This window comes from Streptomyces sp. NPDC030893 (genome assembly GCF_055571535.1).
In genome coordinates this window covers 57488-83426 of sequence record NZ_JBVIFC010000010.1, presented here as the reverse complement: position 1 = coordinate 83426, position 25939 = coordinate 57488, and the positions used below count along the sequence as shown (strand labels likewise).

The 25939-nt window shown below is 73.0% G+C and carries 31 protein-coding genes; 18 read left to right on the top strand and 13 right to left on the bottom strand.

Going from position 1 to position 25939, the window contains the following annotated elements; genetic code table 11:
- Genes narH through ACZ434_RS19930 form a run of 4 tightly spaced genes read left to right on the top strand, consistent with a single transcriptional unit; the run spans position 1 to position 3633 of the window.
- Positions 1-1545: a nitrate reductase subunit beta gene (gene narH / locus ACZ434_RS19945; protein WP_468457567.1), complete on the top strand. Its 1545-nt coding sequence runs from the start codon at positions 1-3 to the stop codon at positions 1543-1545.
- Complete coding sequence (gene narJ, locus ACZ434_RS19940; protein ID WP_468457565.1) at positions 1542-2342, top strand: nitrate reductase molybdenum cofactor assembly chaperone; 801 nt, start codon at positions 1542-1544, stop codon at positions 2340-2342. Before narH ends, narJ begins: the two co-directional genes overlap by 4 nt.
- Positions 2339-3031, top strand: coding sequence for a respiratory nitrate reductase subunit gamma (narI, locus tag ACZ434_RS19935; protein WP_468457563.1), 693 nt, complete (start codon positions 2339-2341; stop codon positions 3029-3031). Before narJ ends, narI begins: the two co-directional genes overlap by 4 nt.
- Positions 3028-3633, top strand: a complete 606-nt coding sequence (locus ACZ434_RS19930; RefSeq protein ID WP_468457561.1) for a vitamin K epoxide reductase family protein — start codon at positions 3028-3030, stop codon at positions 3631-3633. Before narI ends, ACZ434_RS19930 begins: the two co-directional genes overlap by 4 nt.
- 42 nt (positions 3634-3675) lie before the next feature.
- Here ACZ434_RS19930 and ACZ434_RS19925 read toward each other — a convergent pair whose 3' ends face one another.
- Positions 3676-4374: a response regulator gene (locus ACZ434_RS19925; RefSeq protein ID WP_468457559.1), complete on the bottom strand. Its 699-nt coding sequence runs from the start codon at positions 4372-4374 to the stop codon at positions 3676-3678.
- A 402-nt stretch (positions 4375-4776) separates the two neighbouring features.
- Between ACZ434_RS19925 and ACZ434_RS19920 the strand changes: the two genes are divergently transcribed.
- The 8 genes from ACZ434_RS19920 (at position 4777) to ACZ434_RS19885 (ending at position 12163) form a co-directional block, all read left to right on the top strand.
- The gene (locus tag ACZ434_RS19920; RefSeq protein ID WP_468457558.1) at positions 4777-5982 is read left to right on the top strand and encodes an ATP-binding protein; all 1206 of its coding nucleotides are present in this window, start codon (positions 4777-4779) and stop codon (positions 5980-5982) included.
- A complete protein-coding gene (locus ACZ434_RS19915; protein ID WP_468457557.1) occupies positions 5979-6380 on the top strand; it encodes a roadblock/LC7 domain-containing protein in 402 nt (133 codons plus the stop codon). Before ACZ434_RS19920 ends, ACZ434_RS19915 begins: the two co-directional genes overlap by 4 nt.
- Positions 6377-6751, top strand: coding sequence for a DUF742 domain-containing protein (locus ACZ434_RS19910; protein WP_468457555.1), 375 nt, complete (start codon positions 6377-6379; stop codon positions 6749-6751). The genes ACZ434_RS19915 and ACZ434_RS19910 overlap by 4 nt, the downstream gene beginning before the upstream one ends.
- The gene (locus ACZ434_RS19905) at positions 6726-7328 is read left to right on the top strand and encodes a GTP-binding protein (protein ID WP_468457553.1); all 603 of its coding nucleotides are present in this window, start codon (positions 6726-6728) and stop codon (positions 7326-7328) included. The genes ACZ434_RS19910 and ACZ434_RS19905 overlap by 26 nt, the downstream gene beginning before the upstream one ends.
- Positions 7329-7432: 104 nt before the next feature.
- Entirely contained in the window at positions 7433-8734 is a 1302-nt protein-coding gene (locus ACZ434_RS19900) for a cytochrome P450 family protein (RefSeq protein ID WP_468457850.1), read from the top strand.
- 105 nt (positions 8735-8839) lie between these two features.
- On the top strand, positions 8840-10105 hold the full coding sequence (locus ACZ434_RS19895; RefSeq protein WP_468457551.1) for a cytochrome P450: 1266 nt from the start codon (positions 8840-8842) through the stop codon (positions 10103-10105).
- Entirely contained in the window at positions 10102-10893 is a 792-nt protein-coding gene (locus ACZ434_RS19890) for an enoyl-CoA hydratase/isomerase family protein (protein WP_468457549.1), read from the top strand. The genes ACZ434_RS19895 and ACZ434_RS19890 overlap by 4 nt, the downstream gene beginning before the upstream one ends.
- Before the next feature lie 433 nt (positions 10894-11326).
- Entirely contained in the window at positions 11327-12163 is an 837-nt protein-coding gene (locus tag ACZ434_RS19885) for a pentapeptide repeat-containing protein (protein WP_468457547.1), read from the top strand.
- An 8-nt stretch (positions 12164-12171) separates the two neighbouring features.
- Here the strand turns inward: ACZ434_RS19885 and ACZ434_RS19880 are convergent, their stop codons facing one another.
- Positions 12172-12585, bottom strand: coding sequence for an SRPBCC family protein (locus tag ACZ434_RS19880; protein ID WP_468457545.1), 414 nt, complete (start codon positions 12583-12585; stop codon positions 12172-12174).
- Positions 12586-12687: 102 nt separating this feature from the next.
- Positions 12688-12882, bottom strand: a complete 195-nt coding sequence (locus tag ACZ434_RS19875; RefSeq protein ID WP_468457543.1) for a DUF2795 domain-containing protein — start codon at positions 12880-12882, stop codon at positions 12688-12690.
- Between the two features lie 224 nt (positions 12883-13106).
- On the opposite strand from ACZ434_RS19875, the gene ACZ434_RS19870 reads away from it, so the two are divergent.
- On the top strand, positions 13107-13823 hold the full coding sequence (locus ACZ434_RS19870; RefSeq protein WP_468457541.1) for a lysophospholipid acyltransferase family protein: 717 nt from the start codon (positions 13107-13109) through the stop codon (positions 13821-13823).
- On the opposite strand, the gene ACZ434_RS19865 is transcribed toward ACZ434_RS19870, so the two are convergent.
- Complete coding sequence (locus ACZ434_RS19865) at positions 13775-14221, bottom strand: DNA-binding protein (RefSeq protein WP_468457539.1); 447 nt, start codon at positions 14219-14221, stop codon at positions 13775-13777. The genes ACZ434_RS19870 and ACZ434_RS19865 overlap by 49 nt on opposite strands.
- 144 nt (positions 14222-14365) lie before the next feature.
- On the opposite strand from ACZ434_RS19865, the gene ACZ434_RS19860 reads away from it, so the two are divergent.
- Both ACZ434_RS19860 and ACZ434_RS19855 read left to right on the top strand, forming a co-directional pair.
- Entirely contained in the window at positions 14366-15844 is a 1479-nt protein-coding gene (locus ACZ434_RS19860; RefSeq protein ID WP_468457537.1) for a glutamate-cysteine ligase family protein, read from the top strand.
- Positions 15845-15891: 47 nt separating this feature from the next.
- The gene (locus ACZ434_RS19855; protein ID WP_468457535.1) at positions 15892-16344 is read left to right on the top strand and encodes a universal stress protein; all 453 of its coding nucleotides are present in this window, start codon (positions 15892-15894) and stop codon (positions 16342-16344) included.
- Positions 16345-16395: 51 nt separating this feature from the next.
- Here ACZ434_RS19855 and ACZ434_RS19850 read toward each other — a convergent pair whose 3' ends face one another.
- Positions 16396-17118: an FAD binding domain-containing protein gene (locus tag ACZ434_RS19850; RefSeq protein WP_468457533.1), complete on the bottom strand. Its 723-nt coding sequence runs from the start codon at positions 17116-17118 to the stop codon at positions 16396-16398.
- Positions 17119-17353: 235 nt separating this feature from the next.
- Between ACZ434_RS19850 and ACZ434_RS19845 the strand changes: the two genes are divergently transcribed.
- Entirely contained in the window at positions 17354-18091 is a 738-nt protein-coding gene (locus tag ACZ434_RS19845; protein ID WP_468457531.1) for a D-Ala-D-Ala carboxypeptidase family metallohydrolase, read from the top strand.
- Positions 18092-18173: 82 nt separating this feature from the next.
- Here ACZ434_RS19845 and ACZ434_RS19840 read toward each other — a convergent pair whose 3' ends face one another.
- From ACZ434_RS19840 to ACZ434_RS19830, 3 genes are all read right to left on the bottom strand, one after another.
- A complete protein-coding gene (locus ACZ434_RS19840) occupies positions 18174-19625 on the bottom strand; it encodes a WGR domain-containing protein (RefSeq protein ID WP_468457529.1) in 1452 nt (483 codons plus the stop codon).
- A gap of 88 nt (positions 19626-19713) precedes the next feature.
- A complete protein-coding gene (locus ACZ434_RS19835) occupies positions 19714-20259 on the bottom strand; it encodes a tellurite resistance TerB family protein (protein WP_468457527.1) in 546 nt (181 codons plus the stop codon).
- A 139-nt stretch (positions 20260-20398) separates the two neighbouring features.
- Positions 20399-20758 carry a hypothetical protein gene (locus ACZ434_RS19830; RefSeq protein ID WP_468457525.1) on the bottom strand — a complete coding sequence of 120 codons (360 nt, stop codon included), beginning with the start codon at positions 20756-20758 and terminating at the stop codon, positions 20399-20401.
- Between the two features lie 252 nt (positions 20759-21010).
- Between ACZ434_RS19830 and ACZ434_RS19825 the strand changes: the two genes are divergently transcribed.
- Positions 21011-21433 (top strand): DUF350 domain-containing protein, encoded by a 423-nt coding sequence (locus ACZ434_RS19825; protein WP_468457523.1) that lies wholly within the window; start codon positions 21011-21013, stop codon positions 21431-21433.
- Positions 21434-21518: 85 nt separating this feature from the next.
- Here ACZ434_RS19825 and ACZ434_RS19820 read toward each other — a convergent pair whose 3' ends face one another.
- The 4 genes from ACZ434_RS19820 to ACZ434_RS19805 form a co-directional block, all read right to left on the bottom strand.
- Positions 21519-22010, bottom strand: coding sequence for a hypothetical protein (locus ACZ434_RS19820; RefSeq protein ID WP_468457521.1), 492 nt, complete (start codon positions 22008-22010; stop codon positions 21519-21521).
- 140 nt (positions 22011-22150) lie between these two features.
- A complete protein-coding gene (locus ACZ434_RS19815; RefSeq protein WP_468457519.1) occupies positions 22151-23116 on the bottom strand; it encodes a YihY/virulence factor BrkB family protein in 966 nt (321 codons plus the stop codon).
- Positions 23117-23244: 128 nt separating this feature from the next.
- Positions 23245-23790 (bottom strand): DUF488 domain-containing protein, encoded by a 546-nt coding sequence (locus tag ACZ434_RS19810; protein ID WP_468457516.1) that lies wholly within the window; start codon positions 23788-23790, stop codon positions 23245-23247.
- Positions 23791-23811: 21 nt separating this feature from the next.
- The gene (locus ACZ434_RS19805; protein ID WP_468457848.1) at positions 23812-24501 is read right to left on the bottom strand and encodes a helix-turn-helix transcriptional regulator; all 690 of its coding nucleotides are present in this window, start codon (positions 24499-24501) and stop codon (positions 23812-23814) included.
- Between the two features lie 87 nt (positions 24502-24588).
- Between ACZ434_RS19805 and ACZ434_RS19800 the strand changes: the two genes are divergently transcribed.
- A complete protein-coding gene (locus tag ACZ434_RS19800) occupies positions 24589-25020 on the top strand; it encodes a hypothetical protein (RefSeq protein WP_468457514.1) in 432 nt (143 codons plus the stop codon).
- Positions 25021-25028: 8 nt separating this feature from the next.
- On the opposite strand, the gene ACZ434_RS19795 is transcribed toward ACZ434_RS19800, so the two are convergent.
- Positions 25029-25910, bottom strand: coding sequence for a YegS/Rv2252/BmrU family lipid kinase (locus tag ACZ434_RS19795; RefSeq protein ID WP_468457512.1), 882 nt, complete (start codon positions 25908-25910; stop codon positions 25029-25031).
- Between the last annotated feature and the right edge of the window lie 29 nt (positions 25911-25939).

Below are 25939 nucleotides of genomic sequence, written 5' to 3'. Positions count from 1 at the left end.
ATGCGCGTCATGGCACAGATCGCGATGGTGATGAACCTCGACAAGTGCATCGGCTGCCACACCTGCTCCGTCACCTGCAAGCAGACGTGGACCAACCGCACCGGTGTCGAGTACGCCTGGTTCAACAACGTGGAGACCAAGCCCGGCGTCGGCTACCCGCGCCGCTACGAGGACCAGGAGCAGTGGAAGGGCGGCTGGATGCTCGACCGGCGCGGACGCCTGGTCCTGCGCTCCGGTGGCCGGGTCAGGCGGCTGCTGTCGCTGTTCTCCAACCCCGACCTGCCCTCGCTCGAGGACTACTACGAGCCGGTCACCTACGACTACGACAACCTCATCAGCGCCCCCGCCGGCCCCGACATGCCGGTCGCCCGGCCCCGCTCGGTCCTCACCGGCAAGCCCACGGAGATCACCTGGGGCGCCAACTGGGAGGACGGCCTCGGCGGTGCCCCCGAGAACGCCGGCCGCGACCCCAACCTCAGCGGCGAGTGGGCCGAGAAGGTCAGGTTCGAGTTCGAGCAGACCTTCCTCTTCCACCTCCCCCGGCTGTGCGAGCACTGCCTCAACCCGGCCTGTGTGTCGGCCTGTCCGTCCGGCGCGATGTACAAGCGGGTCGAGGACGGCATCGTCCTGGTCGACCAGGACAAGTGCCGCGGCTGGCGGATGTGCGTGACGGCGTGCCCGTACAAGAAGGTGTACGTCAACCACGCCACCGGCAAGGCCGAGAAGTGCACCTTCTGCTTCCCGCGCATCGAGGCCGGACAGCCCACCGTCTGCTCCGAGACCTGCGTCGGCCGGCTGCGCTACCTCGGCCTGCTGCTGTACGACGCCGACCGGGTGGGCGAGGCCGCCGCCACGCCGGACGAGAAGGACCTCCTCGACGCCCAGCGCGGCGTCTTCCTCGACCCGTTCGACCCCGAGGTGATCGCCGCCGCACGGGAGTCGGGCATCCCCGAGGACTGGCTGGACGCGGCCCGCCGCTCCCCGGTCCACGCCCTGGTGTCGAAGTACAAGGTGGCGCTGCCGCTGCACCCGGAGTACCGCACGCTGCCGATGGTCTGGTACGTGCCGCCGCTCTCCCCCGTGCTCGACGCCGTCGACGCGGCGGGCGGCGACCAGGACGACCCGGACCACGTCTTCGCCGCCGTCACACGCCTGCGCATCCCGCTGGAGTACCTGGCGGAACTGTTCACCGCGGGGGACACCGACGTCGTCGGCGGGGTCCTGATGAAACTCACCGCGCTCCGCTCGTACATGCGCGAGCGCACCCTCGGCGAGGAGGGCGACGAGGCCGTGCTCAAGGCGGTCGGGCTCACCGCGCGGGAGGCCGAGGACCTGCACCGGCTGCTCGCCGTCGCCAAGTACGACGACCGCTACGTCGTCCCCGCCGCGCACAAGGAGGACGCGGCGGCCCTGACCGCCATGGAGAACCGCTGCCCCGTCGAGTCCTCCGGCGACCCGGCGCCCGGCGACGGCCGCCGCGTGATGCTCGGCATCCCCGCCCTGCGCCGCCGCTCCCCCGAGACCCCCGCCGGAGGCCGTCCGTGAACCCGCTGCCGTCGACCGTGCCCGGCATCGTCCGCACCAGGGTCCGGGCCGCCCTGCGCCGCCCGGACCGCACCCCCCGCACCGCGCCGCTCAGCCCCGCGGAGACGGAGCAGCGGGCGCTGCTGCTGCGGCTGATGTCGCTGCTGCTGCAGTACCCCGACACCGAACTGGCCGCCGCCCGGCCGGTGATCACCAGCACCGTCGAAGCGCTGCCGCCGTCCCCGGCCGCCGGGCACCTGGCCGCCTTCGTCTCCTGGTTCACCGGCCGGGAGACGGACGCCCTGGAACGGCACTACGTCGAGACCTTCGACCTGCGCCGCCGCAGCAGCCTCTACCTCACCTACTACCTGCACGGCGACACCCGCCGCCGCGGCATGGCGCTGCTCACCCTCGCCCAGCGCTACCGCGCGGCCGGCTGGGAGACCGGCGCCGGCGAACTCCCCGACCACCTCCCGGTCGTCCTCGAGTTCGCCGCGCTGACCGGCCCCGGCAGGGGCGAGGCCCCGCTGCGCCAGCACCGGCGCGGCATCGAACTGATCCACCGCGCCCTGACCGACGCGGACTCCCCCTACCGGCACGTCCTCGCCGCGCTGATCGAACTGCTGCCGCCGCCGACCGAGGCCGACCTGCGGGCGGTGGCCGAACTGGCCGCCCAGGGACCGCCGGACGAGGACGTCGGACTCGACCCGTACGGGGCCGGCGAGTTCGCGCCGCCGGGTGCCTTCGTCCCGCCCCACCAGGCCCCGCCCACCCTCGTACCACCGTCCGCCGCGCACCGTCAGGAAGAGTGCCGATGAACACCTCCGGAGCCGACCTCCTCCTCTGGGTCGCCGTCCCCTACATCTGCCTCGCGGTGTTCGCCGTGGGACACGTCTGGCGGTACCGGCAGGACCAGTTCGGCTGGACCTCCCGCACCAGTCAGCTGCTGGAGCACCGCTGGCTGCGCTGGGGCAGCCCGCTGTTCCACCTCGGCGCGTTCATGGTGATCGCCGGGCATGTCGTCGGTCTCGCGGTGCCGGCCTCCTGGACGGAGGCGGTGGGCGTCGACGAGCACGCCTACCACACCGTCGCCGTGTGGGCCGGTTCGGTCGCCGGGGTCGCCATGGTCGCCGGTCTCGGCATGCTGTGCGCCCGCCGGCTGCTGAGCCCGCGGATCCGGCACCGTACCGACCGCAGCGACAAGGTGCTCTTCCCGCTGCTGTCGGCGACGGTGCTGCTGGGCATCGCCGCCACCGCCGCCCACAACGTCTTCGGCGCCGGTTACGACTACCGCTCCACCGTCTCGGTGTGGTTCCGCGGCCTGTTCGGTCTCTCCCCCGAGCCCGCGGCCATCGCCGGCGCCCCGCTGCTGTTCCAGCTGCACGCCCTCACGGCGTGTCTGCTCTTCGCGGCCTGGCCGTTCACCCGGCTGGTCCATGTGTGGAGCGCGCCGGTCGGCTACCTGGTCCGCCCCTACGTGGTCTACCGGCGGCGGCGCGCCGCATGAGCACGGCCGGGGCCGGCGCGCCGGGGCGGCGCATCGGCCTGCTGATGACGGTGACCGGGGCCGTGGGCTGGCTGGCGTCGTTCCGTCTGACCGTCGACGACTGGCGCCTGCTGAAGGATCCCGCCTACCAGCCGTCGTGCGACGTGAGCCCGGTGGTGGGGTGCGGCAGTGCGATGGCGAGCTGGCAGGGGAACCTGCTGGGCTTTCCGAACATGCTGCTGGGCCTCGGCGCGTTCGCCGCGGTGACCGCCCTCGGGCTGAGCGCGCTGGCCGGGGGGCGGCTCCCCCGGGCGCTGTGGCTCACGCTGAACGCCGGGGCGCTCGCGGCGGTCGGCTTCGTCCACTGGCTGATCTGGCAGTCGCTGTACGGCCTCGACCGTCTCTGCCCGTACTGCGCCGTCGTGTGGATCGTGACCATCGCGCTGTTCTGGTACCTGACCCTGCACAACCTGCGGCACGGCATCGTGCCCGTCCCGCGCCGCGCCCGCGCCGCCGTGGACCTGGCGCTGGAGAGCCACTGGCTCCTCCTGGCCGGCTGGTACGGCGTGATCGTCCTGCTGGTCCTGAGCCGCTTCTGGACGTACTGGAGCAGCCTGCTGTGAACGGGCCGGCGCCCCCACGGGACCGTGGGGGCGCCGCCGTCGTCAGTGGCCGCCGTCCTGCCGCAGGCGGTCGCGGGCCTCGGTGGCGATCACGGCGGCCTGGATGCGGCGCTCCACGCCGAGCTTGGCCAGCAGGCGGGAGATGTGGTTCTTCACCGTCTTCTCGGCCAGGTACAGCCGCTGGCCGATCTGGCGGTTGGTGAGGCCCTCGCCGATCAGTGCGAGGATCTCCCGTTCGCGGTCGGTCAGCCCCGGCAGGGCGTCCGGCTGCGCCTCCTCCTTCTGCTGTCCGCCGCGCAGCCGGGCCATCAGCTTGGTGGTGGCGCTCGGGTCGAGCAGCGACTGGCCCCGGGCCACCGTGCGCACGGCCGTCACCAGGTCGGAGCCGCGGATCTGCTTGAGCACGTAGCCGGAGGCACCGGCCATGATCGAGTCCAGCAGGGCCTCCTCGTCGTCGAACGAGGTCAGCATCAGACAGGCCAGATCGGGCATCTGCGAGCGCAGCTCGCGGCAGACGCTGACGCCGTCCCCGTCGGGCAGCCGGACGTCGAGGACGGCGACCTGGGGGCGCAGGGCGGGGACCCGGACGAGGGCCTGCTCGACGGTGGCGGCCTCACCGACCACGGTGATGTCCGGCTCGTCGTTCAGCAGGTCGTGCACCCCGCGCCGGACCACCTCGTGGTCGTCCAGCAGGAAGACCCGGATCGGGTTGTCGGGGCCGGGCTGCTCGCCGTCCGCCATCACTTGCTCCTCGTTGTCCGCGTGCGTGTTCCGCCACGATCCTCGCCGGTCCAGGGCCTGATGGCCAGGGCCGATCGGCCCTGTTTCCCGGCTTCCGTCCCCACGAGTACCCGTACGGGTGCCCGGGCCGGAAAACCACTGCCGGTGTGTGGGTCTCGTGAGGGAAGTCAAGTATTGCCAGGGGCAGGCGTGTTGCCGTCCACCGACTGCTAAGATCATCTCACTTTCAGTAGGCTGGCGGCGCGTCATGAACGAACGCGTACGGGGGACAGTCTCTAAGGCCCCATCGCTGAGGAGTTGAGGCTTGGTCCGCCCGTGGATCCGCGCCGCCCGACGGCCGGTCTCCCCACACCGGCGCAGGCTCCCCGCACTCCCGGCGCGATGCGACTTGAAGAGAGTCTCATGACGTCATTGATCGAGGATCCACTGCTGTGGATCCTGCTTGTGGTGCTCGTCGCTGCGGTCTTCGCAGTGCAGCGGGCGCGGAGAACCAACCAGGCTCTCCGAAGAACGAAGAACGACCTGGAGACGGGGCTGGGCCAGGCCCAGGGCCGTGTCGACCAGCTCCAGGGGCACATCGCCGCCCTGGACTCCCAGCACCGCGGTGACCTCGCGGACGTCCGGGCGGACGCGGAGTCGTCGACCAAAGCGGTGCTGAAGTCGGCGATGGGCACGCTCCAGTCGCTCGCCGAGGAGCAGCAGCTGCTGCTGGACGGGCTGCTGCAGAAGTACGGCAACGACACCGAGGTGCTGGCGGACCTGATGTCGGTGGACCACACCGGCAGCCAGTTCAGCCGGCGGGCCAAGGGCATCTCGGTGCTGTGCGGCGGCTGGCTGGGCCGGCGCGAGGGCGTGGCGACCGTCTACGACGTGGCCCGCAGCGCGCAGGGCCGCATCAAGGACTTCAACCGGGTGAGCATCCACGCGCAGGCGAGCGTCGCCGTCTCCAGCAAGGCGGTGGAGCCGGTGGCCGTGGTGCTGGCCGAGCTGTTGGACAACGCGACCACCTACAGCGCTCCGGGCACCCCGGTCGAGGTCAACATCCAGGCCGTGCCGACCGGGGTGTGCTTCATCATCGACGACGCCGGACTGGGCATGGACCAGGAGACCAAGGACCGTGCCGCGGCCCTGCTGTCCGCCGACGGTCCGGTCGACATCACCGGCCTCGGCGACCCGCCGCGGTTCGGGTTCGCCGTCTGCGGCATGCTCGCCGCCCGGTACGGGTTCGCCGTATCCGTCGGGTCGGTGTCGCCCTACGGCGGGGTGCGCGCGGTGATCCGTGTCCCGGAGAGCCTCCTGACGGCCGAGGCCGTCGCCCCGGCCGAGCCGGTGCGCGAGCCCGCGGCCGAGAGCCACGACAGCACGCCGCAGCGGCTGGCCCCGGTGCCGGTGGGCCCGTCCCACGTGGTGGGCACGACCTCCGGCGGACTGCCCAAGCGCCGCCGGCGTCAGGGACCCATCTCGGTGGTGCCGGCCCCCGAGCCCGCCGTCGACGAGCAGACGTCCGAGTCGTCCGGTGAGGTGACCGCGTCCCGTCTGGGGGCCTTCGCACGCGGCACCCAGCTCGGACGGAACACGAACACCACGGAAGGACCTGACCACCAGTGAACACCGACCTGTCGTGGGTGCTGAACGACGTGCTCGAGGTGCGTGGAGCCCGCCACGCGGTCCTCGTCTCGGGTGACGGCCTGCTGCTGCAGCGTTCGGACGACATCTCACGCGACGACGCGGAGACCAACGCCGCCGCGATGAGCTCCATGCAGTCCCTCAGCCGGGCGGTCGCCGGCTTCGTCGGGGCGGGGCACGGCATCTGGAAGCAGACGCTGCTGGAGTACGACGGCGGCTGGATCTTCCTGATCGCCGCGGGGCAGGGCGCCTACCTCGCCGTCTCCGCCGCGCTGGACGTCGACATGGAGGCCATGTCGTTCCGCATGCAGAAGACGGTGGCGGCGCTGAGCAAGGCGATGAGTGTGGCGCCGCGCTCCGACAGCGGTGCGGGCGTATGACCACGCCCGGCGAGGAAGCACCCGTCACCAGTGACTTCGTCCGCTCGTACGTCATCACGGGCGGGCGCAGCCTGCCGTCCTCCGACGAACTGGCGCTGCACACCCTGGTCACCCTGGCTCCCGGGCGGACGCTTCCGCTGGGGGCCGGTCCCGAGGTCAGGGCGATCTGGGAGCTGTGCGCGGGCGGCTACCTGTCGGTCGCCGAGGTGGCGGGCCACCTCGGCCTGCCCGTCGGGGTGGCCCGGCTGCTGCTCACCGATTTATCGGAACAGGGGCACCTGCTGCGCCGGGCCGAGCCGCCCCGGGCCCAGAACGTTGACAGAGCGACCCTCGAGAAGGTTCTGAATGGACTCCAATCCCTCATCGGCTGAGACGGCGCAGAAGTCCATCTACGTCTCCAGCGAGGTCACCAACGCCGCCAAGATCCTCGTCGTCGGACATTTCGCCGTGGGCAAGACGACCCTCATCGGCTCGCTGTCGGAGATCACTCCGCTGCGCACCGAGGAGAAGATGACCCAGGCGTCCGTCCACGTCGACGACCTCAGGGGCGTGGCGGACAAGACGACCACCACGGTGGCCCTGGACTTCGGCCGTCTCACCCTCAGCGACGACCTGGTGCTGTACCTGTTCGGCACCCCCGGTCAGCAGCGCTTCATGCAGTTGTGGGAGGACATGGCGCGCGGCGCGCTCGGGGCGCTGCTGCTGGTCGACCCGGCGCGGCTGGAGGAGACCTTCCCCGTCATCGACCTGATCGAACGGTACGGCCTGGAGTACGCCATCGCCGTGAACTGCTTCGACCCCGCCGCCACGTACAGCGAGGCGGAGGTGCGCGAGGCGCTCGACCTGCTCCCGGACACGCCGGTGGTCTACTGCGACGCCCGGGAGCAGCAGTCGTCCGCGAAGGCGCTGATCGCGCTGGTGCGGCACCTGCTCGAGCGTGCGGCCTGACCTCCTCGCGTCCCCCCGGCCCGGGGACTCCCCCTCCCCGGATCACTAAGGAAGACTTCATGGATCCTCACTCCCCGTCCACCGCGACCGCCGGCAGATGCCCCATGCACGACGCCGCGTTCGCCACCGACCCCCACCAGGTCTACGACCGGCTGCGCGCGCACGGCCCGGCCGGTCCGGTCGAGCTCGCCCCCGGTGTGGACGCCACTCTGGTCGTCGAGCACGAGATGGCGCTGCGGGTGCTGCAGAACACGGAGCTGTTCGCCCGCGACGCCCGCCGCTGGAAGGCGCTGAACGAGGGCGGCATCGGCATGGACAGCCCGGTGCTGCCGATGATGGCGTACCGGCCCAGCTGTCTGTTCACCGACGGCGCCGTGCACCTGCGGCTGCGCAAGGCCGTGGTGGACAGCCTGGCCCGGCTCAGCACCACGCGGATCCGGCGTGACGTCGAGCCGATCGCCGACTACCTGATCGACCGGTTCAGCGAACGGGGCCGGGCCGATCTGCTCGGCGACTACGCCAAGCTGCTGCCGCTGCTGCTGTTCAACAAGCTGTTCGGCTGCCCGGCGGACATCGGTGACACCGTCAACGCGTCCATATCGGCGATCTTCGACGGCAAGGACGCGCTGCGCGCGAACGAGGAGCTCACCGCCTGTCTGATGGAGCTGATCGCGCTCAAGCGGCGCCGGCCCGGTGACGACGTCACCTCCTGGCTGATCCAGCACCCGGCCGGGCTGACCGACGAGGAGCTCAAGGACCAGCTGGTGCTCCTGATGGGCGCCGGCATCGAACCGGAGCGCAACCTCATCGGCAGCTCCCTGATGCTGCTGCTCTCCGGGTCGGGCGGCCGGCAGAGCGGCATGCTGATCGAGGAGGCGCTCGATCACGTGCTGTGGAACCAGACGCCCATCGCCAACTACGCCACCCACTACCCGGTGCAGGACGTGGACCTCGGCGGTCATGTCGCGGAGGCGAACACCCCGGTCGTGATCTCCTTCGCGGGCGCCAACGGCGACCCGGCGCTGGACGAGGCCCGCCGCGCGCACAGCAGGGGCGCCCACCTGGCGTGGGGCGCCGGGCCGCACGCCTGCCCCGCGAAGGATCCGGCGCAGGTCATCGCGACCACCGCGATCGAACGGCTCCTCAACGCGCTGCCCGACCTCACCCTGGCCGTCCCGGAGAAGGACCTGCGGTGGCGGCCGGGGCCGTTCCACCGGGCCCTGGAGGCGCTGCCGGTGACGTTCAGCCCCACGCCCGCCACCCGGATGGCGGCCGTGCTCCAGGACCGGGCCGCGGCGCCGGGCTCCCAGCAGCCGCTGCCGCCGACCGCGTCCACGCCCGTGCGGCAGGAACCGGCGCGGAAGAAGGGGTTCTGGAGCAGCTTCCTGGACGTCTTCCGGGTCTGATGCACCGCATGTGACAGGAGCAACACGCTGGGGCGCATGACACGGTGAGGTGGAAGGGTAGGTTCCGGCGGTATTGATCAACAGTGCCCAGCAAAGGAGCTCTGTGTGACCGCCGTTGGCGACATACGCGGTACCACCACCGACCGCCGAGCCGTCATCTCCCTTCTCCGCCGCCTGCGTTCGGCCGAGGGGCAGGCCGACCCCCTGCCCGTCTGGGAAGGACTGCGCGCCCTGGGGGACGTCGTACGGGCCCCCTGGGGCGCCTACTTCGTCACCTCGTTCGACGCGTGCAGCCAGGTCCTGCGCGGCAGGAACTGGCTCGTGCCGGACTTCGCATGGCAGGAGCGCCAGCCCGACCCCAGACGCTGGCAGGAGCTCGCCACCCAGGAGCTGACGGGCACCCTGTCCCGCATCAACGCCCCGACGCACACCTGTCAGCGCCGGGCCCTGGGCAACCCGTTCGACCGCTCCACCCTGGAGAGCATGCGCCCCCGGATCGCCGCGCTGGTCTCCGGCCTCCTGGACGACCTGGAGAAACGCCTGCGCGCCGACGGGGAGGCCGACTTCGTGCAGACCGTCGCCGAACTCCTCCCCGTGCGCACGGTCGGTGAGTGGCTCCGCATCCCCGAGGAGCACCACGCGTACATCCTGGACTTCGCGCACCGGCAGGCCTACGCCCAGGAACTGCTGCCCACCAAGGAGGAACTGGCGCAGGCGCGCCGGGCCACGCTGGAGATGCGGGAGTTCTTCGGCGAGCTGATCCGCGACCGGCGGGCGAACCCCGGCGACGACGTCCTCAGCGGCTGGATCCGCCACTGGGACGCCCAGTACCCCCACGACCCGGCCGCGGCGGCGCGGGTGATCTACCACCTGACGATGTTCATCACCATCGCCTCGCTGGAGACCAGCGCGGTGCTGCTGACCAACGCGGTACGGTTCGCCACCGGCGAGCCCGGCCGCGCGGACTGGCTCCGGGCCCACCCGGAGCACATCGAGGACCTGGTGGAGGAGACCCTGCGCTACGACCCCCCGGTCTGGCTCAACTCCCATGTGGCCGCCGACGACACCGTCCTCGCCGGCACGCCCGTCGCCAAGGACGCCACCGTCCACATCCTGTACGGTTCCGCGGCCCACGACCCCCGCCGCAACCCGGACCCGCACGTCTTCGACATCCTCCGGGGCGGCGGCCACATCACGTTCGGCAGCGGCCCCCACTACTGCCTCGGCGCGGCCCTCGCCCGCTTCGAGGCGCGGGAGACGATCGCCCAGGTGCTGGAGCGCTTCCCCACCCTCCGGCCCGCCGGGCCCCCCGCCTACGACAACTCCCGGCTCGTCTTCCGCCGTATCACCTCCCTGAAAGTGACCACATGAACGCCCAGCCCCTCACCGAACTCCCCGCCGACCGGATACTCAAGACCCTGCGCACGTACCGGCAGGGTCCCGTCCTCACCGTCGAACTGAACCTCCCGGAGGAGGGCAACGCCGTCGGCGACGCCATGCTGGACGACCTCCTCACCGTCCTCGACGAGCAGGACCCCGCGGTACGGGTCCTGGTGCTGGCCGCCGCCGGAGAGGAGTTCTGCCTCGGCGGCGACCGGCGCGAGTTCCCCCGGCACCTCGAGGACGATCCCACCGGGGGCGGCATCCGCGTCTCCGGTGCGAAGGCCCTGCGGGTGTGCGAGGCCCTCACCGCCAACCCGGCCGTCACCATCGCCCGCGTCCAGGGCCGGGCCGTCGGCGCCGGCGTCGGCCTCGTGCTCGCCTGCGATCTGCGGGTGGGCGTCGACACCGCCACCTTCCGGCTGCCCGAGCTCGCCCTGGGGGTGCCGCCCGCCTGGGGCGGGCTGCTCCCCCGGCTGATCAGCGAGGTGGGGGTCGCCCGGGTGCGGGAGCTGATCCTCACCGCGCGGGTCTTCGACGCCCAGGAGGCCCTCGCACTGTCGGTCCTGCACAAGGTGGTGCCGCGGGACGCGCTCGACGCCGCCGTCCTGGCGTGGGCCAAGCCCGTCGTGCGGCGGCCGGCCTCCGCCGTGCGGGTCACCAAGGCCATGCTCAACTCCCTCGCCGCCCCCACCCGTCTCGCCGACGTCTCGCTGTTCGATCCCGAACTGCTGACGGCGGTCCTCACCGAACAGCGCCACGCCGGCACCGCCCGCTGACCACCGGGCCCACGACCAGGACGGCGGCACCCGCCCGGGCCCCTGTGCCGGGGCGGGCGCCGTCCCCGTCCCGCGGCCGGGGAAGCCGTTGACCGCCCCTTGGTGCCCATGCCCCACTCGCCGCCGCCAGGATGGATGCTCGGGGCCCCGGGGGCCGGGGCATTGGAGAAGGCCCGGGGGAACGGGGCGGAGCGGGCGGTGGTGCGTCTGCACCTCGATGGGGCGCCCACGCTCGGCACCGGACTGCTGCGCGCCCGCGGCCGGTGCGCGCGTGCGCGACTGCGCGGCCGAGGCGGACCGCGGGCGCCGGCTTCCTGCTCGCGCGCGACGACGGCCCCGGCCGGCCGGGCGCCGGGGCGCCGTCTGCGAGAATGGCGGCGGATCCCGGAGCGCCGCGGTGGGCAGTGCTCGCCGTACGACTGGAGCACGCACGGTGTCGTCACAGCAGACAGTCCCCCTCCCCTCCCCCGGGGACCGCACGGACCTGCGGGCCGACTGCGCAGCGTGCTTCGGCCTGTGCTGCGTGGCCCTGCCCTTCGCCCGCTCCGCCGACTTCGCCGTCAGCAAGCCCGCGGGACAGCCCTGTTCGAACCTCCGGGCGGACTTCCGCTGCGGCATCCACGAGCGGCTGCGCGACAAGGGCTATGCCGGCTGTACCGTCTTCGACTGCTTCGGCGCCGGACAGAAGGTGTCCCAGGTGACCTTCGGCGGCACCGACTGGCGTGCGGCGCCGGAGACGGCGCACAGCATGTTCGAGGTCTTCCCCGTCATGCGGCAGCTGCAGGAACTGCTCTGGTACGTGACCGAGGCCCTGGGCCTCCCCCGCGCCCGGCCCGTCCACGAGGAACTGCGGCGGGCGCGGGACCGGATCGATGGCCTGACCCGCGGCACCGCCGAGTCGATCGCCGGGCTGGACGTCAACGCACTGCGCGGCGAGGTCAACGCGACACTGCTGCGGGCCGGCGAACTCGCCCGGTCCCACGTACCGGGCCCCAGGAAGAACCACCGGGGAGCCGATCTCGTGGGGGCCAGGCTGTCCGGCGCCCGGCTGCGGGGAGCGAGCCTGCGCGGTGCCCTGCTCGTCGCCGCCGACCTCAGCGGGGCGGATCTGCGGGACACCGATCTCATCGGAGCCGATCTGCGCGACGCCGACCTCCGCGGCGCCGACCTCACCGGCGCCCTGTTCCTCACCCAGGCGCAACTGAACGCCGCGAGGGGCGACGCGGCCACCGTGCTGCCCGGCGCGCTCAGCCGCCCGGCGCACTGGTAGTCCGGCGGTCAGCCGGCGGCGGTGTCGAAGCGCAGCCGCACCTGTTCCTCCAGGCGGCGCAGGCTCGAGTCCAGGGCGTCCCCGACCCGCTGCGCGCCGGGGTCGTGGCTGCCGTCGAAGAAGGAGAGGTGCACGGTGACCTCGCTCGCACCGCTGCCGATGCCGGCGACCTGGAGCCAGCCGGTGTAGCTGCCCTGGCGCCGCGTGCCCCATTCGAGCCGCATCTGCTCCGGCTGGGCCCGCAGCAGGGCGGAGGTGTCCTCGTCGGTACGGTCCTCGTGCACGGTGACGGCGGGCAGCTCCTCGGCGTGCACATGCAGCGCCTCGGGCAGCCAGTCGCTCATCTGGTCGATGTTCGCCGCCTGGTCGAAGACGTGCTCGGGCTGTGCCGGCATCGTCCGTGAACGTTCGTACTCGGTCATCGCCGGTACCGCCTTTCGGTTCGGGTCGCACGGCGCGCGCACGTCCGGGGCCGGGGCCGTCCCGCGACCGTGACGGGCGCGGGCCACCCCGGCCGGGTGGCGCTATTCGTTGTCGAAGACCGCCTTCTGCACCTCGTTGGGGCCGTCGAACCGCTTGCTCCCGCTCTTCGTCAGCTTCTGGACGAGCGTGTTGTCCGCGCCGTTGCGCTTGGCCAGCGCGACCAGGTCGTCGCGGCTCGCGGGGTAGTCGGCGCCCTTCAGGGCCTTCTGCAGTTCGATGGGGTTGAGCTCGGCCATGTCGGCCTCCCTCGGTGGAGCGACGCGGCGGATCCGCGCGAGGACGTGGCGGGTACCCAGGCCGTCCGGAGGTGATTCGCCGCGGCCGCCCGTCGGAGCGCCGGGCGGCCGGCGCGGAGACCCGAGTAGGCGGCGCCGTCGACCCGGGTACGCGTACTCAGGCGCCGGGGCCGCTCGCGGCCGAGGCTGAGAGGCGACAGGTCCGTCCGTCGAGAGGCCTCGCCGTGCTCAGCCGTACCGCCGCCGTCCTGCTGCCGTTGTTCGGGCGGCTCACCGTCACCCGCGAGGCCGGGGAGCCCTTCCCCGCCGGCAGCGTCTTCGTCGCCAACCACGACTCGCCGGCCGATCCGGCGCTCGTGCTGGCCGCCCTGCGGAGTGTGGGGGTGACACCGGTCGTCATGGCGACGGCGGGACTGTGGCGCGTACCGGTGCTGGGGCATGCCCTGGCGCGGGGCGGCCACATCCCGGTGCACCGCGGGAGCTCCCGCGCGGCGGACGCCCTGGAGGCCGCGGCGGAGGCGGTCCGCTCGGGCCGCCATGTGCTCATCTACGCGGAAGGGGGCCTGCCGCGGCGCGGGGACGCCGCCTGTGCCGCGCCCCTGCCCTTCCGCACCGGGCTGGCGCGGCTCGCGGCCGCCACCGGCGCGGCGGTCGTGCCGGTGGGCCAGGCGGGGGCCCGGCGGCTCGCCTCCGGACCTGCCGTGAAGCAGCTGGCCGGTGTGGTGACCGCCCCGGTGCGCCGGCCGCGGTTCCACGTCCACATCGGCGGGCCCGTGCGGCTGCCGGCGGAAACGGCGGCCGGCACGGCGGCGGCCCACCGGGCGGTCGGCGCCGCCTGGCGGCAGGCCGCCCGTGCGGTGGGCGGGCCGGCCCACGGCGACGCGTCCCGCGACTACGCCTCACCCGTCTCGGCGTCGGTGCGCTCGGCCAGCCGCTCGTAGCGCTGCCGGGCGGCCTGCGGGCTGCCCAGGCCGAGGCCGAAGGCGATCTCCGGCCAGGTCATGCCGCGCCCCCGCGCCATCCGGAGCAGACCGGCCTCCAGTTCGTCCATCTCGGCGCGGGCGCGCGGCAGCAGGCTCAGTGCGGCGGTGATGTCCGCGCGGTCCACCTCGGGTTCGCCGTCCTCGGGCAGCGCCGCGCCGCTGAGCAGGAACGACACCAGCCTGACCGCCTCGTGGGGGCCGAGCACGGCGGGATGGGTCTGCCGGCGGCGCTGGGCGTCGGAGGCCGCGTGCCGTTCGGCGATGCGGAACAGGGAGGCGTGCACCCGGTGCTCGCGGGCCGTGCCGGAACTCGGCGGGGTGAAGGGGTCGGTGGGCCGTTCGGGTGTCGTGGGCATGGAACGAGCATCCCGGATGAACATTTTGTTGTCAATGAAATACACCCCACCCGAAGGGCCGAGCGGCTTCGCGTGGTCCGACGCGTCCGCGGGTGCGACGCTGGGGTGGACAGGTTCCGAGGACGAGCACCTGGAGGGAGACCGATGGGACGCGACGTCCCGGCGCTCACCTTCACCCGCGAGGACCGCCGCCGTTACCGGATCAAGATGCAGGAGTGCCTCGACGCGCTCGCGCAGATGCTGCGCGAGTCGCGTTTCGAGGCGGAGCGGCCCCAGGTGGGGCTGGAGATCGAACTGAACCTGGTGGACGACCGGGGCGAGCCCGCGATGCGCAACACCGACGTGCTGGAGGCGATCGCGGACCCGGCCTGGGACACGGAGCTGGGCCGGTTCAACCTCGAGGTCAACATCGCGCCGCGGCGGCTCACGGCGGGCGGACCCGACGCCTGGGAGTCCGAGATCCGCGCGGCGCTGAACCACGCGGACCGGCGCGCCCGCTCCATCGGGGCGCATCTGATCATGACGGGCATCCTGCCCACGCTGCGCCAGGAGGACGTCGGCGAGGGCGCGCTGTCGGAGAACCCGCGCTACCGGCTGCTCAACGACCAGATCTTCGCGGCGCGCGGGGAGGACCTGCACATCGAGGTGACCGGTGTCGACCGGCTGCGGACCTACGCGGACACCATCACGCCGGAGGCCGCGTGCACCAGCACGCAGTTCCACCTCCAGGTGTCGCCGGAGCAGTTCGCCGACTACTGGAACGCGGCGCAGGCGATCGCCGGGGTGCAGATCGCGCTGGCCGCCAACTCGCCCTTCCTGTTCGGCAAGGAGCTCTGGCACGAGACGCGTGTGCCGCTGTTCGAGCAGGCCACCGACACCCGTCCGCAGGAGATCAAGGCGCAGGGGGTGCGGCCCCGGGTGTGGTTCGGGGAGCGCTGGATCACCAGCGTCTTCGACCTCTTCGAGGAGAACCTGCGCTACTTCCCCGCCCTGCTCCCGCTCTGCGACGAGCAGGACCCGGCGGAGACGCTGACGCGCGGCGACGTCCCCGAACTCGGTGAGCTGACCCTGCACAACGGCACCATCTACCGCTGGAACCGCCCGGTGTACGCCGTCTCGCACGACAAGCCGCACGTGCGGGTGGAGAACCGGGTGCTGCCGGCCGGCCCGACCGTCGCGGACACGCTCGCCAACGGGGCGTTCTACTACGGGCTCACCCGCGCCCTGGTGGAGGAGGAGCGGCCGGTGTGGTCACGGATGTCCTTCTCGGCCGCCGAGGACAACCTGCGGACGGCGGCCCGGTACGGCATCGACGCCCGGCTGTACTGGCCGGGAATGGGCGAGGTGCCGGCGGCGGAACTCGTCCTGCGGCGGCTGTTGCCGCTGGCGCACCGCGGGCTGGAGCAGTCCGGGATGGACGCGGCCTGGCGGGAGCCGCTGCTGGGCATCATCGAGCAGCGGTGCGTGGCGGGCCGCAACGGCGCGGTGTGGCAGAAGGAGATGTTCCGTCACATCGACGCCACGGCGCACTGCGGCCGCCATGAGGCGCTGCGGCGGATGACGCAGCAGTACATCGACTACATGCACCTCAACGCCCCGGTCCACACCTGGCCGGTGGAGTGAGGCGGGCACTGCGGGAGAGCGGACAGCGACTGGTGAGTGAGGAAGCCATGGAATCCACCGAACCGGCACCGCGTGTGGTCGTGGGTGTGGACGGATCGCCGTCGTCGTACGAGGCACTGCGCTGGGCGGTGCGTTACGCCCGGGCGGTCGGCGGGGTGGTGGAGGCCGTCCACGCCTGGGAGACCCCGTCGTCCACCGGGTGGGCCGGTCCGGTGATCGAACCGGATTTCGACGCGGAGCAGGCACGGCATCGCTTCGCGGAGGCGCTGAACACAGCGTTCCCCGGGGACCGGCCCGCCGGGCTGCGGGAGCGGCTGCTCGAGGGCGATCCGTCGGAGGTGCTGATCCGAGCCTCGGAAGGGGCGGAACTGCTGGTGGTGGGGCATCGCGGACGGGGCGGGTTCGCCCGGGCGATGCTGGGCTCGGTCAGTCAGCGCTGTGCCCAGCACGCGTCCTGCCCGGTCGTCGTGGTCCGCCACCGGCGGGACTCGCGCGGCTGAACCCGCCCGCCCGCGCCGATGCGGGCGGCCGGTGGGGCGCGCGCGGCCGGGTCAGCCGTCCGCGGGGCCGTCCAGGATCCCGGTGACCTCCCGCCGTACGGCTTCCCGCGCCTGCGGGGGCAGCGATCCCAGGCCGGTGCGCTCCAGGGTCCGGAGCGTCTCTTCGGCTCCGCCGCCGCAGTCCGCGGTCTCACTGATCACCTCGTAGCCGTCGCGGACGGCGACGGCGATCCGGTGCCGTCCGTCGCCGCCGGCGTGCACGGCGGTGGCGACGACGAGGGGCGGCGGGCCGCCGACCTCGCCGGGCGCCTTGTAGTACCCGCTCGTCACGGGGGCGCGCCAGCGGAGTCCGAGCAGCAGATGGCGTTTGGCCACCACTTCGGGCAGGTCGGTCTCGTAGGTGCCGTCCCGGTCCAGCACGGTCGCCCTCGCGTCGAGGACCAGCGCCGCGGGGAGCAGGCAACGCAGCGTACTGCCCACGATGTTGCCGCCGACGGTGGCCGTGCGGCGGACGGCGCCGGTCCCCACGGTGGAGGCGGCGCGGCGCAGCACGTCGGGCATCCGGTCGTCCACCTGGTGCAGCAGCACGGCGGCACCCAGCGCCTCGCGCTCCCTCAGGTTGGCCTCGGGCAGTGCGCGCAGCGACATCGCCTGCTCGGGGAAGCCGTCGCGCTGCCAGAGGGCCCACACGAGGGTGGCGCCGCCGACGGGCACCGCTCCCTCGGTCAGAAACCGCTGTGCTTCGGACAGTGATGTGGGCAGACGCAGCAGCACGGCGGTGGACCTGCTTTCCTCGGCAAGGGCGGGAACGGCACGGCACTTCGCGGGAGGGGCATCAGGGGCACTGCATTGTCCGTAAGGACCCGGGGGCGCGTCCAGGGCTCACGGGCCCGCGGTATGCGCCCATGGGACGGGAACCTTGCGCCCGGCCGGGTGCGTGCTCCATGGTTGACGCGCGTCACACGGCACCTCACTCGGCTGAACCACACGACCCGGAACCGGAGACCGCATGTTCGGACGCGCCGCACGACTCCTCCTCTCGATTGTCATGCTCATGGCTGGAGTGGTCGTGGGCACCGTCGCCACGGCGGGAACCGCGCACGCCGACGGCTGTTACACCTGGACCCGCACCCTGTCCCAGGGCGCCTCGGGCGCCGATGTCACCCAGCTCCAGATCCGGCTCGGCGGCTACCCCGGGTACGGGGCCGTGCTGGCCGTCGACGGCGACTTCGGGCCCGCCACGGCGGCCGCGCTCAAACGCTTCCAGTCGGCCTACGGCCTGGCCGCGGACGGTGTGGCGGGCACCAGCACCTACACCAAGCTGTACGCCCTCCAGGACGACGACTGCACGCCCGTGCACTTCTCCTACGCCGAGCTGAACCGCTGCAACTCGACCTGGTCGGGCGGGGCGGTCGGCGCCGCGACGGCCAAGTCCAACGCGCTGCGCACGATGTGGAAGCTGGAGGCCCTGCGGCACGCGCTCGGTGACCAGCCGATCCGGGTCACCAGCGGCTTCCGCTCGCACGCCTGCAACGACGCCGTGGGCGGGGCGTCCGGCAGCCGCCATCTGTACGGGGACGCGGCCGATCTGGGCGCCGGCCCGCACTCCCTGTGCACCCTGGCCAAGCAGGCGCGCAACCACGGCTTCCGCGGCATCCTCGGCCCCGGCTACCCGGGGCACAACGACCACACCCACGTCGACCACCGGGGCAGCCGCTACTGGTCCGCGCCGACCTGCGGCATCTGATCCGGCTCCGGCCGCCGAAGGGGGTTCCCCGGCCCCGCTCCGGGGACCCCGCGGGCGCGGGCACCGGCGGTGTGCCTCCCGGTCACCGCAGTCGCCGGATCTCGCCCCGCACCCGGTAGAAGCCGCCGGCCGCCGGGTGCAGCGCGTCCACGACATAGCGCGCGCCGGGCTCCCGTATCGCCCGCGGGAACTGCACGTTCCAGGACCCGTCGTAGCCGTCGGAGACGACATGGACGCGCAAGCGTCCGTCGTGCCGCACGCACTCGACGACCACGGCACCGGACGGCGCCCGGTCGACGGTGGTGACCGCGGTCGCGGCGGTGGCCGGCGCGTAGGTGGGCAGGGCGGCGGCGAGCTTGACGTCCCGTACGACCGGCACGGAACCCTGCTGTGCGGCGGAGACGGCCGCCTCGCTCGCGTCCACGCACACCAGCGAACCGTCCGTCGTCACCAGGTAGAGCCGCTCGTCCCGGTACTGCATCGACAGCGCCGATCCGCCGCCGGTGCCGAGCTTCCACAGCCGGGTGCCGTCCCGGTCGAAGCAGTAGACGGACGACGCGGCGTCACCGGCGAAGACGAACCGCCCGCCCGGCGCGGTCGCGCACGCGTACACGGCGCTGTCACAGGCGTAGGTCGCCTCGATCGCCCCGGTCGCCTTCGACAGCCGCTGCACCACCCGGTGTGCCGTGCCCGCGTAGACGGTGTCGTCCTCCTGCCAGCCGAACAGCACACCGCCGCGGGTGGGTGTGTGCCACAACTCGCCGCTGCCGTCGGGGGCGTAGGCGGTCACGCCCCGGTGGTGGCCGTGGTAGACGGCCCGGTCGTCGGCGCGGACCATCCAGGCGTGGTCGCCCTGGCTGCGGCGGGTCCACTGGTGCTCGTCCTCGTGGTCGATGACGGTGAGCCGGCCCTCGCGGTCCGAGACGTCGAGAACGCCCTCGTGGATGTCCAGCCAGAAGATGTCGACGTCCGCGGCGATGTCGTAGGCGGCGTACGGAAGCTTCGAGGACAGGTCGTAGACGCGGCCGTCGTCACAGCCCGCGTAGATCCAGAAGTCGTCGGCCACCAGGCACTTCACGCCGTCCGGCAGGCTGAAGCGGGCCAGCGCGTTGCCCTCGTGGTCCAGGGTGTAGACGTCGCCGGACTGGTTGCCGACCCAGCAGTGGTCGTCGTCGACATGGATGCCGAACGCCGAGGAGCCCGTCGAGAAGCGCCACAGCACCGGGGCCACGGCCCGCGCGGTCGAGGGCGCGGAGACGACCTGACGGCGGGTCACCGCGCGCGGGGGCCGCCCGCCGGGCACGGCCGGCGCGTAGCCCTTGCGGACCTTCTCCCCCACCTTCTTCGCCGCGGCGGCCCGTGCCTTCGCCGCCGTGGGGAACGTCGTCGTCTGGGTCTGCCCCGCCGCGCCGATCCGGCCGTACCGCACCGTCACCACCTGGCCGGCGACCGTCACTTCGTAGAACTTGTGCGCGCCACCGCCCTCCTGCGACAGCTCCAGATACGTCGTCGACACCGCGGACCCGGCAGACATGGCACATCCCTCCCCAGAAGGGCCCGCTGCCGTACCGGCGGGCCCACTGATCACACCGTAGGGGGTGCCACTGACAACGGAGCGGCGCTCAGACGCCGAACTCCTGCGGTGAGAGACCCAGCGCCGCGCAGGCCTCGCGGACGGCGTACTGCTCGGCGGGCTCGAAGCTGCCGTCGGCGCCGGCGACGACCATGCCGGTCTGGACGACGGCCCGCGCCTCGACCGGCTTCTTCGCCGCCTTGGCGATGTCCTCCAGCGCCCGGGCCCTGCCCTGCTCGAAGTCGGCCGTGAGCCGGTCCACGTGCTCGTTGAACCGCTTGCGGAGCTGGTCCGGCGGGAAGTTCTGCAGCACCTCGTTGGAGACGATCAGCTCCTCCACCCGCTGCCGCTCCGACGGGTCGACCCGCCCGTCGGCCGCCGCGACGAGCGCGCACATCGCCATGCTCGCGTCCCGGTAGGCACCGCTCTTGAGCTCCGCCTTGGCCGAGGCGAGCTGCGAGGTGAACAGCCCCATCAGCTTGGCCTTGGAGCCGCCGCCCGAGGAGGACGAGCCCTGCCCCTGCCGTGCGCCTCCCGTCTGCGCGCCCTGCTGGAGCGTCCTGGCCTGGTCCTTGAGCCGGTCCCACATCGCCATTCGGTGCCACCTCGGTTCTGTCGCTGTCCGCCCGGTCCTGGTCGTCAGTCCCGGGTCTTCACGGTCCGCCCGGTCAAACGGACGCGGCCACCGCCGTGTTCCCGTGGGGCAAAAGAAAGGCAAAATCACCCGGTCGGGTTCAGCCCGCCGCCGTGCCCCACGTGGTCCGGTGTGCGCAGCCCGGATCGTGCTCGGTCGCGCAGGACGTCCACCAGCGTTCGCAGCACGCGGCCTCCGCCTCGGCCCGCGCGAGGGCCGCGGCCGCGGCGTCACGCCACGCCGCCCGGCGGCCCTCCCGTTCCCGCAGCACGGCGACGGCGCGCCGTTCGTCGGCGATGACCGTCTCGCGCACCACCCCGACGACCGGGGCGAGGGCGGCGGCGGTCATGGCGAGGGTGGTCCAGGCGGGCACGGTGCCCCAGGTGCGGACCGTGCAGAAGGAGAGCCAGAGGGCCACGGCGACGTACAGGACGGTGAGCGTGCGGCTGCCCCTGCTCATGGCTCGTTCTCCTTCTCGGCGCGTCCGACGCACTTCTGATGCCCCGGATACGCCCCGGCATGACTCACCACCGAAGGATTCGTCCAAGTCCCTTTGACCGCCGCCGAGTTGCCGCCCTCTCGCGTCAGCGTGCGCCGCATCGGCCGCCGGGCGTGACGGGGCACACCGGACCGCCGAACGCGTGCGCTACATTTTGCACGCCCTTGACCGCGATCACCTCACGATCCCTCACGCTACGGAGCCGGCACACCCATGAGCGACATCGTCAACGGACTCGGCCGCGCCACCGCCTACGGCGCCCTCGGACTGGTCCTCCTGGTCCTCGGCATCGTGCTCGTCGACGTCCTGACGCCCGGAAAGCTCGGCCGGCAGATCTGGCAGGAGCGCAACCGCAACGCCGCCCTCCTGCTCAGCTCCTCGCTGCTCGGCATCGGCGCGATCGTGTTCACCTCGATCTGGACGACGTACGACGACTTCGGCAAGGGTCTGCTGTCGACGGCGGCGTTCGGGGTGCTGGGGCTGGTGATGATGGCGGTGGCGTTCCTGGTGGTGGATCTCATCACCCCCGGGCGACTGGGCGCCACGCTGGTGGAGCCCGAACCCCACCCGGCGGTCTGGGTGACGGCCTCCTGCAACCTCGCGGTGTCGGCCGTCGTCTCGGCGTCCATCGCCTGACACCACGCCCCGGCTCACCTGCCCGCGCACAGGCCTGGTGACCGAGGCCGGTGACCGGGGCCGGGCGGACTGCGCCGCCCCGCCCTCACGCCACCCGGGACCGCTCCCGCACCACGCCGCGCACCGGCTCGGGACGGGGGCGGGCGACCACCGGTTCGGCACGTGCGGCCGACTGGGCGCGGGCGGCCGACTGGGCCCGGGCGGCCGGACGGACCCGGTACGTCGTGCGGTGGGGGTCCACGACGGGCTCGCCCAGGGTGATCCGGCCCGTCGCCCGCAGCTCGTCGCACTCGTCGGTGGGCAGGGCGGCGTAGCAGCCGCCGGCGCCGCCGGCGGAGTCGAGGGGGCGCCAGTAGCTGTATCTGCGGCGGCCGTTGGCGTACACCGTGACGTACGTGGGGGTGCGGGGGTCGGCGATGATGCGCAGCGCGTCGGCGGCGGCGCCCGACGGGCGGCCCGCCGGCACCGGGCCGGCGCCTCCCCGGGCGTGCCGGCGGCGCGCCGTCGGCAGGGCGACGAGGGACCTCGAACGGTCGACGGTGGAGAGCATCAGCAGGACCTTTCCGGAGCCGGACATGAGACCGTCTACCCAGCACCGCGCCGGAGTTGATCTCCTTTTCCGATCATTGTGCAACCTCACAGTGACAACGCGGGAGGAGCCCGCTCCGTTCCCGTGCCGGCGTGTCGCGCCCCGCTGCCGGGACGCCGTGCCCGCGCTCAGCCGCCGGGCCCGGGGTCCGGGCGCACCGCGGCGTCGAGACCGGCGCGCGCCGCCTCCAGCTGGGCCGCGAACGCGATGCCGAGGAAGAGGGCGACGGCGGTCAGGTTCGCCCAGAGCAGCAGGGCGATGAAGGCGGTCAGGGGCCCGTACAGGGCGCCGAACGACCCGCTGCCCTCGACGTACAGCGCGAGCAGCCATGTCGCGGCGACCCACAGCAGGAGGTGGACGGCCGAGCCGAACGCCAGCCAGGTGTACCCCGGTTGGGCACGGCGGGGCGCCCAGCGGAAGAGCACCGCCGAGGCCACCCATGCCAGCAGCAGCCCCACCGGGACGTCCAGGCCGCCCCACCACCCGGTGCCGCTCCCCCGCCCCCCGGCCACCTCGGCGACCGCGCGGCTCACCGCGTCGCCGGCCACGAGCACGACGAACCCGAGCACCATCGGCAGCCCCGCGGCGAGCGCGAGCAGGACGGCCCTGCCGTACTTGCGGGGGAAGGGGCGGTCGCGTTCGATGCCGTAGATGCGGTTGGCGCCCCGCTCGATCTGGCCCATGGCGGAGGCGAGGTTGAGCACGGCGAAGCCCAGACCGAGCCAGAGGGCCAGGGTGCCGGCGAGGTCGCCGTGGGCGGTGCGCCGGGTCCCGTCGAAGGCGTCCTCGACGAGGCCGGCGCCGGCGCCGGGCACGATCCGGCCGAGGGCGAGTTCGATGACGCGGCCGACGCCCTCGGTGTGCACGGAGGTCGCGAGGCCGACCAGTGCCACGGTGAACGGCACCAGGCCGAGAACGACCTGGAAGGCGAGCGCCCGTGCGCTCGTGAACCCGTCCGCGTAGCGGAAGCGGGCGAAGGAGTCGGTCAGCAACCGCAGTCCCCCGTAGTGCCGCAGCGCGGCGAACGCCTCGTCTCCGGAGAGTTCCTCCCCGATCATGTCCCGGGTCTGCGGAACGCGGACGACGGTTCCCATGCGCGGACCCTCCTCGCCTCGAGTGGCTTGCCCACTCACTGATGGCCCTCTTTCCCGGCGTCACACCTCCTCGGCGGGGGGTGCGCGCGTGTCGAAGGCCGGCGGCGAGGTGCGGGACCTCCGGTCGGCTACGCCGACGCGGCGGTGGTGTCGTCGTAGACGAGCAGCCCGTCGTCGCGCAGCCGGGCGCCCGGCGTGGGGGCGTGCCGCGTGTGGCGCCCGTCGTGCATCAGGTGCCGTACCGGCACCCGGCGGGCGAGGTGGGCGAAGTCGGCGATGAGCCGCCGGTGGCACCGCCACCACACGGATTCGCTGCACATCACCGCGGTCGGCTCGCGGGCGGCCTGTTCCAGCAACGCGTCCATGGCGCCGACGAACTCCGGGCTGCGGGTGTGGGCGGCATAGCCGCGGAAGGACTCGTTGCGCCAGACGACGTCGGGCGAGTCGGGCGGCAGCTTGCGGAAGCCGCCCAGGTCCCGTTCCCAGCGGTAGGCGATGCCCGCCCCGGGCAGCCATTCGGCCAGCCGGTCCCGGGCCAGGTCGGGATTGCGGCGGCTGCCCGGGGCGGTCCTGACGTCCACGACGGCGGCGATCCCGGCGTCGCGCAGCAGCGCGGTCAGCGCGTCCCGGTCCGCGGTGCCGTGGCCGAAGGTCGACAACTCGGGCGGGGTCATGGGTTCCTCCTGGCGGCCGGGTCAGGCGGCGGGATCCAGGCGGACGCAGCACCGGCCCGGTTCCGGCGCCAGACGGGCCTCGAACCCCGTTTCACCGAGTCCTTCGAGGACTCCGCGCATCAGGTGCAGGTTCATTCCGCACACCGTCTGCGTGTGCGCGCGGGCCAGGGCGTGGAAGGGGCAGTTGCCGAGGACGACCGCCTCCCCGTCGTGCCGTGGTTCGAAGCCGTACCGCTCCAGTACACGGAGGACCTCCCTCTCGTCGCCGTCCGAACCGAGGTGTACGCCCAGTTCCCGCGCCCTGCGGTGCAACACCTCGCGCACGGGTTCCCCGCCGGCGGCGGATTCCTCCACGGCCTGGGCGAGCAGCCGGCCGGCGAGTTCGTAGCGGCGCTCCGGGAGGCTGACGGCGATGTGCGCCGCCGAGCGGCGGTAGAGCTTGGCCGGGCGGCCCGCGCCGGGTCCGGTGCGCCCGCTGCGCCGGACGTGGAGCACGTCGAGCAGGTTCTCCGCGGCCAGGCGGTCCAGGTGGAAGGCCGCGGTCTGCCGGGCCAGCCCCAGCGCCTCGGCGGCCTCGTCACGGCCGACCGGGTGGCGCCGCTCCACCACGTAGTCGTACAGCCGCCGGCGGGTGGGCTCGTCGAGGGCGGCAATGGCCGAGATCGCGGCGATGTCCTTGTCGCGTACTTCTTCCGTGTCGTCCACGAACACCAGTGTAAAAGCAACAGCCATTGACTAAAGAGCGGAACCGCGCTTCTATCACTAATGAGAGTTGTCGATAGAAGAAGGGTGCAGGCCATGGCCTCCACAACCACGAGCGGCACGTCCGTCACGCCGCGACGAGCCGCGCTGACCGACCCCGGCTACCAGGCGTACGTCATCCTCCGCACGGGCTTCACCGTGGCGCCGATCCTGTTCGGACTGGACAAGTTCGCCAACCTCCTCGTCGACTGGCCCGTCTACCTCGCACCGTGGATCGACGGCATCGTCCCGGGCAGCGCGCAGGCGGCGATGTACGCGGTGGGGGTGATCGAGATCGTGGCCGGCGTCGTCGTCGCCGTCGCGCCGCGCTTCGGGGGCTGGCTGGTCGCCGGCTGGCTCGCGGGCATCATCGTCAACCTGCTCACGCTGTCGGGGTACTACGACGTCGCACTGCGCGACTTCGGGCTGCTGCTGGGGGCCGTGGCGCTCGCCCGGCTGGCACAGCGGTACCACGGCACCCGGTCCTGACGGGGCGGTCAGTACAGCACGTTCAGCGCTCCGGGCAGGACCCTGGCCGTGACGGGGAGGACGGCGTCGACCTCGCCGTCGGCGCCGTAGGGGATGTCCCGGTCGGCCTCGATGCGGATCTCGCCGCCCCGCAGGATCCGCACCTGGGGCCGGCGGACGTGTGCGCCGGTCTTCAGCTCGTTCATCAGGGTGAAGAACAGCCGCCGGGGCGCGTGCTCGATCATCACGACGTCCAGCAGGCCGTCGTCCACGCGGGCGTCGGGGGCGATGACGCGGCCGGATCCGTAGAAGCCGGAGTTGGCGGCCACCACCGTGAAGCCGGAGTGCGTGTGCTCCTCGCCGTCGACGGTGACCCGGTAGCGGGCGGGCCGCCAGCCGGCGACGGCCCGCAGGCCGCCGGCGTAGTAGGAGACCGACCCCTTCAGCAGCCTGGACCGGTTGGCGTGGCGGTTGGCGAGCGCGTCCACTCCCGCGTACACGCTGCCGAGGACGACGGTGCGGTCGTGGACGGCCGAGCGGACCTCCATGGTGTCGACCGGCCGCGGCTCGCCGTGCAGCAGTACGCGGGCCAGGGCCGCCGGGTCCCGGGGCAGCCCCAGCGCGCGGGCGAAGTCGTTGCCGCGGCCGGCCGGGACCAGGCCGAGAGTCGCGCCGGTTCCGCTGAGGGCGCCGCCGACCCCGCCCGCGATGCCGTCGCCGCCGACGGCGAGGACGACCCGCCCCTCCCGGCCGGCGTCACGCGCCAGCTCGCGGGCGTGGTCCAGGCTGCGGCTGTACTCGGTCCTCAACTCCGCGCCCTCCTCCCGCAGGTGCCGGGCCAGGGCGAGCAGGGCTGCCGCCCCGGTGGCCGCGCCCGCGGTGGGATTGACGACGGCGGTGAACTGGCGCATCGGGGTGCCTCCGGGGCGGGCCGACGGGA

Coding starts and splice junctions, on each gene's coding strand:
- narH (WP_468457567.1), top strand. CDS start 1: ATGCGCGTCATGGCACAGATCGCGATGGTGATGAACCTCGACAAGTGC.
- narI (WP_468457563.1), top strand. CDS start 2,339: ATGAACACCTCCGGAGCCGACCTCCTCCTCTGGGTCGCCGTCCCCTAC.
- ACZ434_RS19930 (WP_468457561.1), top strand. CDS start 3,028: ATGAGCACGGCCGGGGCCGGCGCGCCGGGGCGGCGCATCGGCCTGCTG.
- ACZ434_RS19925 (WP_468457559.1), bottom strand. CDS start 4,374: ATGGCGGACGGCGAGCAGCCCGGCCCCGACAACCCGATCCGGGTCTTC.
- ACZ434_RS19920 (WP_468457558.1), top strand. CDS start 4,777: ATGACGTCATTGATCGAGGATCCACTGCTGTGGATCCTGCTTGTGGTG.
- ACZ434_RS19910 (WP_468457555.1), top strand. CDS start 6,377: ATGACCACGCCCGGCGAGGAAGCACCCGTCACCAGTGACTTCGTCCGC.
- ACZ434_RS19905 (WP_468457553.1), top strand. CDS start 6,726: ATGGACTCCAATCCCTCATCGGCTGAGACGGCGCAGAAGTCCATCTAC.
- ACZ434_RS19900 (WP_468457850.1), top strand. CDS start 7,433: ATGCACGACGCCGCGTTCGCCACCGACCCCCACCAGGTCTACGACCGG.
- ACZ434_RS19890 (WP_468457549.1), top strand. CDS start 10,102: ATGAACGCCCAGCCCCTCACCGAACTCCCCGCCGACCGGATACTCAAG.
- ACZ434_RS19880 (WP_468457545.1), bottom strand. CDS start 12,585: ATGACCGAGTACGAACGTTCACGGACGATGCCGGCACAGCCCGAGCAC.
- ACZ434_RS19875 (WP_468457543.1), bottom strand. CDS start 12,882: ATGGCCGAGCTCAACCCCATCGAACTGCAGAAGGCCCTGAAGGGCGCC.
- ACZ434_RS19865 (WP_468457539.1), bottom strand. CDS start 14,221: ATGCCCACGACACCCGAACGGCCCACCGACCCCTTCACCCCGCCGAGT.
- ACZ434_RS19860 (WP_468457537.1), top strand. CDS start 14,366: ATGGGACGCGACGTCCCGGCGCTCACCTTCACCCGCGAGGACCGCCGC.
- ACZ434_RS19855 (WP_468457535.1), top strand. CDS start 15,892: ATGGAATCCACCGAACCGGCACCGCGTGTGGTCGTGGGTGTGGACGGA.
- ACZ434_RS19845 (WP_468457531.1), top strand. CDS start 17,354: ATGTTCGGACGCGCCGCACGACTCCTCCTCTCGATTGTCATGCTCATG.
- ACZ434_RS19840 (WP_468457529.1), bottom strand. CDS start 19,625: ATGTCTGCCGGGTCCGCGGTGTCGACGACGTATCTGGAGCTGTCGCAG.
- ACZ434_RS19835 (WP_468457527.1), bottom strand. CDS start 20,259: ATGGCGATGTGGGACCGGCTCAAGGACCAGGCCAGGACGCTCCAGCAG.
- ACZ434_RS19830 (WP_468457525.1), bottom strand. CDS start 20,758: ATGAGCAGGGGCAGCCGCACGCTCACCGTCCTGTACGTCGCCGTGGCC.
- ACZ434_RS19825 (WP_468457523.1), top strand. CDS start 21,011: ATGAGCGACATCGTCAACGGACTCGGCCGCGCCACCGCCTACGGCGCC.
- ACZ434_RS19820 (WP_468457521.1), bottom strand. CDS start 22,010: ATGTCCGGCTCCGGAAAGGTCCTGCTGATGCTCTCCACCGTCGACCGT.
- ACZ434_RS19815 (WP_468457519.1), bottom strand. CDS start 23,116: ATGGGAACCGTCGTCCGCGTTCCGCAGACCCGGGACATGATCGGGGAG.
- ACZ434_RS19810 (WP_468457516.1), bottom strand. CDS start 23,790: ATGACCCCGCCCGAGTTGTCGACCTTCGGCCACGGCACCGCGGACCGG.
- ACZ434_RS19800 (WP_468457514.1), top strand. CDS start 24,589: ATGGCCTCCACAACCACGAGCGGCACGTCCGTCACGCCGCGACGAGCC.
- ACZ434_RS19795 (WP_468457512.1), bottom strand. CDS start 25,910: ATGCGCCAGTTCACCGCCGTCGTCAATCCCACCGCGGGCGCGGCCACC.